Below are 6,525 nucleotides of genomic sequence, written 5' to 3' on the forward strand. Positions count from 1 at the left end.
AGCGCTCGTCGGCCGGCGCGAGGTGGATCACCACGGCCGCGACGTCGCCCGCGGCGAGCGCGGCGCGCAGCATCGGCTCGAACGCCTCGACCTCGTCGAGCTCGGGCGTGATCAGCATCAGGCGGGTGGCGGGCGCTTGGGCCATGGCTGAGGACTCAGGATAGGAGAAAGGATCGTCGCGAAGCCCGGTGGCGAAACCGGGGCGAGGTCGACCGGGTCGGTTTGCGAACGACAAGGGCGCGGCAATCGCCGCGCCCTCGCCTGATGGGTCCGCTCCCGACCGGCGGGGCGGCGAAACGCCCGGTCACGCCTTGGCGTAGATGTCCATGATCTGGTGGAGGAGCTGGATCGCCTCTTCCTTCGGACGCTGGAAGGCGTTGCGGCCCATGATCGAGCCGAACGCGCCGCCGGCGGCGATCTCGCGGATCTCGTCCAGCACGGCGTTGGCGTCGCTCTTCGCCTCGCCGCCAGAGAAGATCACGATGCGGCGGCCGTTGAAGCAGCTCTTCACCACGTCGCGGATGCGGTCCGACAGCGTGCCGAGCTCGATGCCGCCGGCCTTGTAGGCCTTCTTGGCGGCGTCGAGCGCGATGTGGTCCGACGGCGGCTTCACCTTGATGATGTGGGCGCCGAGCAGCGCCGCCATGTGGGCCGCATAGGAGATCACGTCGGCCGCGGTCTCGCCCTTCTTGTCGAGCGTGCCGCCGCGCGCATAGGACCAGATCACCACCGCGAGGCCGACCGACTTGGCCTCGGCCGCGAGCTGGCGGATCTCCTCCATCTGCGCATAGGCGCGGTCGGAGCCGGGATAGATGGTGAAGCCGATCGCCGAGCAGCCGAGCCGCACCGCGTCGGCGACCGAAGCCGTGACGGCCTGGTCGGCGTCCTCGTTGAGGCGCGACAGCGAGTTCGCGCTGTTCATCTTCAGGATGGTCGGGATCTGGCCCGCGAAGGTGTCGGCGCCGGCCTCCAGCATGCCGAGCGGCGCGGCGTAGGCGTTGAGCCCGGCGTCGATCGCAAGCTGGAAGTGGTAGTGCGGGTCATAGGCCGGGGGATTGACCGAGAAGGAGCGGGCCGGGCCGTGCTCGAAACCCTGGTCGACGGGCAGGATCACAAGCTTGCCCGTGCCGGCGAGGCGCCCGGTCATCAGCAGCCGGACGAGATTTCCCTTCGTCCCCGGATTGTCGCTCTCGTACCAGGACAGGATCTCACGCACCCGCGGCGTGATCGCGAGGCGGCGTTCGGCGGTGATCGGGGTGGAGACGTTCATCGTACTCTCGGAAGCGCGTTTTCTGATTGGGCGCGGATTATAGGGCGGGGCCGCTACTTTGTCGCGGTCAGCGCGGCGACGCCGGGCAGTTCCTTGCCCTCGAGCCATTCGAGGAAGGCCCCGCCGGCCGTCGAGATATAGGAGAAATCGTCCGCCACGCCGGCCGCGTTGAGCGCCGCGACCGTGTCGCCGCCTCCCGCGACCGTCAGCAGCCGCCCCTCGCGGGTGAGCGCGGCGGCCTTCTTCGCCACCGCCACCGTGCCCTCGTCGAAGGGCTGCATCTCGAACGCCCCGAACGGACCGTTCCAGACCAGGGTCTTGGCGCCGTCGAGCACCTGCGCGACCCGCTCAATCGACTTCGGTCCGATGTCGAGGATCATCTCGTCGGCGCCGACATGGTCGGTCGCCACGACGCGATTCTCGGCGTGGGCGCGGAACTCCTTTGCGACGCGGCCGTCGACCGGCAGCACGATCTCGCAGCCGGCCTCGCCGGCCTTGGCGATGATCTCGCGGGCGGTGTCGAGCAGGTCGCGCTCGCACAGCGACTTGCCGATCTCGGCGCCCTGCGCGGCCAGGAAGGTGTTGGCCATGCCGCCGCCGATCACCAGCGCGTCGACCCGCTTCACAAGATTTCCGAGCAGGTCGAGCTTGGTCGAGACCTTGGCGCCGCCGACGATCGCCACCACCGGCCGCTCGGGAGAGGAGAGGGCCTTGTCGAGCGCGTCGAGCTCGGCCTGCATGGAGCGGCCTGCATAGGCCGGCAGCAGCCGGGCGACGCCCTCCGTGGAGGCGTGCGCGCGGTGTGCGGCCGAGAAGGCGTCGTCGACATAGATGTCACCGAGCCGCGCCAGCGCTTCGGCGAAGGCCGGGTCGTTCTTTTCCTCTCCCGCATGGAAGCGGGTGTTCTCCAGCAGAAGCACGTCGCCCGGGGTGAGCTTCGCGACGGCGGCCTCCGCGGCCTCGCCGACGCAGTCGTCGGCGAAATGCACGTCCTGCTTCAGCGTCTGCTCGAGCGCCGGGAGGATGGCCTTCAGCGACTGGCTCTCGTCGCGCTTGCCCTTCGGCCGGCCGAAATGGGCGAGCAGGATGGTCTTGGCGCCCTTCTGGGCGAGTTCGTTGATGGTCGGCGCGACGGCGCGCAGCCGGGTGTCGTCGGTCACCCGGGCGCCGTCCATCGGCACGTTGAGATCGACGCGCACGAGCACGCGCTTGCCGGCCACGTTGACGTCATCGAGGGTCTTGTAGGCAGCCATCAGAGCACCCGCGCGAAGAGTTGTGCGTAGTCGGTCACGAGCCCGTCCTCGTCGACGGAGAGCTCGGCCTCGAAGGACAGGTCGGCCGCTTGGTACTGGAAGCGCCGGCCGGGCTCAATGCAGCGGTAGATCTGCGCGTCCGCGACGGGCACGAAGCTGTCGAACGGCACGAACGCCATCTTCAGCTCGCGCTGCTCCCCCTCGCGCCATGAGAGGCGGCGGATCGGCAGGGTGTTGGTGAAGGGCGTGCCCGAGAGATCGAGGTCGAGGCAGCCTTCGAGGGCGGGGAGGGGCTCGCCCGTGCCCATCGCCCCGCGGCCCTGGCCGTCCGCGACGAGGTGGAGGCCGCGTCCGTCGGAGGTCGCCAGCGCGAGCTCGCGCGTGCGCCAGCCGAGATCGCAGTCGATCCGGTAATATACGCCGTAAGGGACGCCGCCGCGCGCTCCGACCGCCACGCCGCGCGCGACGATGCGGTCCGGCTCGGACGCGAGGGTCACGTGGTCGAGACCCTCGCAGTCCAGGCTCCGCCAGCGGGCGGAGACGGCCTTCAGATCACGGAAGGCCGGCATCGCGTGGCGCTCAGATGAGCTTCGCCATCGCGACGGCGGTGTCCGACATGCGGGACGAGAAGCCCCACTCGTTGTCGTACCAGCTGAGCACGCGCACGAAGTTGCCCTCGAGCACCTTCGTCTGGTCGAGCGCGAAGCTCGACGAGTGCGGGTTGTGGTTGAAGTCGGACGACACCAGCGGCGCCTCGACGATGTCGAGCACGCCCTTGAGCGGGCCGGCGGCGGCCGCCTTGATGGCGTCGTTCACCTCCTGCACGGAGGTCTGCCGCTTCGCCACGAACTTGAAGTCGATGCACGACACGTTCGGCGTCGGCACGCGGATCGAGACGCCGTCGAGCTTGCCCTTGAGCTCAGGCAGCACGAGGCCGACGGCCTTCGCCGCGCCCGTCGAGGTCGGGATCATGCTGAGGGCCGCCGCGCGGGCGCGGTAGAGGTCCTTGTGCATGGTGTCGAGCGTCGGCTGGTCGCCGGTGTAGGAGTGGATCGTCGTCATGAAGCCGTGCTGGATGCCGATCGCGTCGTTCAGCACCTTGGCGACCGGCGCCAGGCAGTTGGTGGTGCAGGACGCGTTCGAGACGACGATGTGGTCCTTCGAGAGCGTGTTCTCGTTGACGCCGAACACGACGGTCAGATCGGCGCCGTCCGCGGGAGCGGAGACCAGGACGCGCTTTGCGCCCGCCTGGAGATGGGCCGAGGCCTTCTCCTTGGAGGTGAACAGGCCCGTGCATTCGAGCGCGATGTCGACGCCGAGGTCCTTGTGCGGCAGCTCCGCGGGGTTGCGGATGGCGGTCGCCTTGATGTCGCCGTAGCCGGCCACCGAGATGACGTCGCCGTTGACCGACACCTCGGCCGGGAAGCGGCCGTGGACGGAATCGTAGCGCAGCAGATGCGCATTGGTCTCGACCGGCCCCAGGTCGTTGATGGCGACCACCTGGATGTCCTTGCGCCCGGACTCGACGATCGCCCGCAGCACCAGCCGGCCGATGCGCCCGAACCCGTTGATCGCGACCTTCACCGCCATTTTCGTAACGTCCTTCCCTGAACCTCTGCGCGGCTGATCCGCCGCGACCCTTATCTAGGCGCCGACCGCCTGTTTTTCCTTAGCGAGTGAAACGATCGCGTCGGTCGTGATGCCGAAGACGCGATAGACCTCCTTGTACGGCCCGCTTTCGCCGAAGCCGTGCATGCCCACGAAGCCGCCGTCGGAGCCGATGATGGCGTCCCAGCCCTGCCGGATCGCGGCCTCGATCCCGATCTTCACCGGGGCGGTGCCGATGACCTCGGCCCGATAGGCGCCGGGCTGGTCCAGGAACAGGTCCATGCAGGGCACCGAGACCACGCGGGTCGGCAGACCCTCGGCCTCGAGACGCTCCCTGGCCTCCATCGCCAGGCTGACCTCGGAGCCGGTCGCAAACAGGCTGACGGCGGCGACGCCGTTCGCCGGCGCGAGCTCGTAGGCGCCCTTCGCCGTGAGGTTCTCGCCGGCGTCCTTCAGCCGGAGCTGCGGCAGGTTCTGGCGGGTCAGCGACAGGATGCTCGGCCGCGTCTTGCTCGCGACCGCGACCTCCCAGGCCTCCGCCGTCTCGATCGCGTCGCAGGGGCGGAACACGTTGAGGTTGGGGATCGCGCGCAGCGCCGCCAGATGCTCGACCGGCTGATGGGTCGGGCCGTCCTCGCCCACGCCGATCGAGTCGTGCGTGAAGACGTGCACGACGCGGATCTTCATCAGCGCCGCGAGCCGGATCGCCGGCCGGCAGTAATCGGAGAACACCAGGAAGGTGGAGTCGACCGGCAGCAGCCCGCCATGGATCGCGAGGCCGTTCGACGCGCCCGCCATGCCGTGCTCGCGGATGCCCCAGTGCATGAACGAGCCGCCATACTCGCCGGGGCGGATCACCGTCATGTTCTTGGTGAGCGTGTTGTTGGACGGCGTCAGGTCGGCCGAACCCGAGATCAGCTCGGGCAGCTGGCCCTTGACCACGGTGAGCGCCGCCTCGCCGGCCTTGCGGGTCGCCATCTCCTTCGGCTCGGCGTAGAGCTTCGCCTTGTGCTCCGCCATCGCGGCCGCGAAGCCCTCCGGCAAGTCGGCGCGCATCCGGCGCTCGAGATCGGCGAGCGTCGCCGGATCGACGGCGGCGCGCCGCTTCTCCCAGGCTTCGCGCTCAGCCGCGCCGCGGCGGCCGGCCTCGAGCCAGAGCGCGCGCAGGTCGTCCGGGATCTCGAACGGCGGGTAATCCCAGCCGAGCGCCTTGCGGGCGCCCTCGATCTCCTCGGCGCCCAGCGGCGAGCCGTGCGCCTTCTCGGTGCCGGCCTTCTTGGGCGCGCCGAAGCCGATGATGGTCTTGCAGGCGATCAGCGTCGGCTTGTCGGAGCCCTCGGTCGCCCGGAGGGCGGCTTCGATCGCGTCGGCGTCATGGCCGTCGACCCGCACGGCGTTCCAGCCGCAGGCCTTGAAGCGGGCGATCTGGTCGACCGAATCCGACAGCGAGGTGTCGCCGTCGATCGAGATGGAGTTGTCGTCCCACAGGAAGACCAGCTTGTTCAGCCGATAGTGCCCGGCGATCGCGATCGCCTCCTGGCTGATGCCTTCCATCAGGTCGCCGTCCGAGCACAGCGCGAAGGTGCGGTGGTCGATCAGCGTCGGGTATTCGGCGGCCAGGATGCGCTCGGCGAGCGCGAGGCCGACGGCGTTCGAGATGCCGGCCCCGAGCGGGCCCGTCGTGGTCTCGACGCTCTCGGTGTGACCGCGCTCCGGATGGCCGGGCGTCTTCGAGCCGACCTGCCGGAAGCGCTTCAGCTCATCGATCGTCATCTCCTTCGAACCCGTCAGGTGAAGGAGCGCGTAGAGCAGCATCGAGCCGTGGCCGGCCGACAGAATGAAGCGGTCGCGGTCGATCCAGTGCGGATCGGTCGCGTCGTATTTCAGGACCTTGGTCCACAGCACGGTCGCCACGTCGGCCATGCCCATCGGCATGCCGGGATGGCCCGAATTCGCCTTCTCGACCGCGTCCATGGCGAGCGCGCGGATCGCGTTCGCCATCCGCCGGGTCGTGGTCGCATCAGTCATTGCGAGAAGTCCGATCCTGGATATGCGGGGCCGCTCCCGCCTGCGTCCGCGCCTGCGAGGGGCCGGAGCCGTCGCGCGGACGTTTAAAGTGGACCTAGGGCATGTCAATACAGGGGCTGCCCTGCGGTTTTGCCGAAACTCCCGTGGACGAGGCCGGTCGCGGATTGACGGCTTTTCAAGGCGGCTCCTAAAGTCGCACCCGCAAGGCGTTGCGGAGCCGTCGGTTTCGCCGCGCGGCATGGTCCGCGACTTGGCCCGGGGGGATTGGGTGAGCGATCTCGACGTGGCGCTGCGGCGCCTCGACCAGGCTCTGGAGGCGGCGGAGGCCGCCGTGGGGCGGGCGCTCGACGCCGCCGATGCGGCCCG

5 protein-coding genes are annotated in these 6,525 nt (G+C 69.3%); all 5 read right to left on the reverse strand.

The genetic code is table 11. The features are described 5' to 3' along the window. Nucleotides 1–304: 304 nt before the first annotated feature. Genes ACIKT0_RS11055 through tkt form a run of 5 tightly spaced genes read right to left on the reverse strand, consistent with a single transcriptional unit; the run spans nt 305 to nt 6,159 of the window. A complete protein-coding gene (locus ACIKT0_RS11055; RefSeq protein WP_407105396.1) occupies nt 305–1,270 on the reverse strand; it encodes a class I fructose-bisphosphate aldolase in 966 nt (321 codons plus the stop codon). A gap of 53 nt (nt 1,271–1,323) precedes the next feature. Continuing rightward, nucleotides 1,324–2,523, reverse strand: coding sequence for a phosphoglycerate kinase (locus ACIKT0_RS11060; RefSeq protein WP_407105397.1), 1,200 nt, complete (start codon nt 2,521–2,523; stop codon nt 1,324–1,326). Beyond that, complete coding sequence (locus tag ACIKT0_RS11065; protein WP_407105398.1) at nt 2,523–3,092, reverse strand: putative glycolipid-binding domain-containing protein; 570 nt, start codon at nt 3,090–3,092, stop codon at nt 2,523–2,525. The genes ACIKT0_RS11060 and ACIKT0_RS11065 overlap by 1 nt, the downstream gene beginning before the upstream one ends. Before the next feature lie 10 nt (nt 3,093–3,102). Then, nucleotides 3,103–4,113, reverse strand: a complete 1,011-nt coding sequence (gene gap, locus ACIKT0_RS11070; RefSeq protein ID WP_407105400.1) for a type I glyceraldehyde-3-phosphate dehydrogenase — start codon at nt 4,111–4,113, stop codon at nt 3,103–3,105. Nucleotides 4,114–4,167: 54 nt separating this feature from the next. After that, nucleotides 4,168–6,159: a transketolase gene (gene tkt / locus ACIKT0_RS11075; RefSeq protein ID WP_407105401.1), complete on the reverse strand. Its 1,992-nt coding sequence runs from the start codon at nt 6,157–6,159 to the stop codon at nt 4,168–4,170. Nucleotides 6,160–6,525 lie beyond the last annotated feature (366 nt).

Source organism: Hansschlegelia beijingensis (genome assembly GCF_045505405.1).
Lineage (GTDB): Bacteria > Pseudomonadota > Alphaproteobacteria > Rhizobiales > Methylopilaceae > Methylopila > Methylopila beijingensis_A.

What these genes read in the sequence shown, in the direction of transcription:
- ACIKT0_RS11055 (WP_407105396.1), bottom strand. Translation starts at nt 1,270, where the DNA reads ATGAACGTCTCCACCCCGATCACCGCCGAACGCCGCCTCGCGATCACG.
- ACIKT0_RS11060 (WP_407105397.1), bottom strand. Translation starts at nt 2,523, where the DNA reads ATGGCTGCCTACAAGACCCTCGATGACGTCAACGTGGCCGGCAAGCGC.
- ACIKT0_RS11065 (WP_407105398.1), bottom strand. Translation starts at nt 3,092, where the DNA reads ATGCCGGCCTTCCGTGATCTGAAGGCCGTCTCCGCCCGCTGGCGGAGC.
- gap (WP_407105400.1), bottom strand. Translation starts at nt 4,113, where the DNA reads ATGGCGGTGAAGGTCGCGATCAACGGGTTCGGGCGCATCGGCCGGCTG.
- tkt (WP_407105401.1), bottom strand. Translation starts at nt 6,159, where the DNA reads ATGACTGATGCGACCACGACCCGGCGGATGGCGAACGCGATCCGCGCG.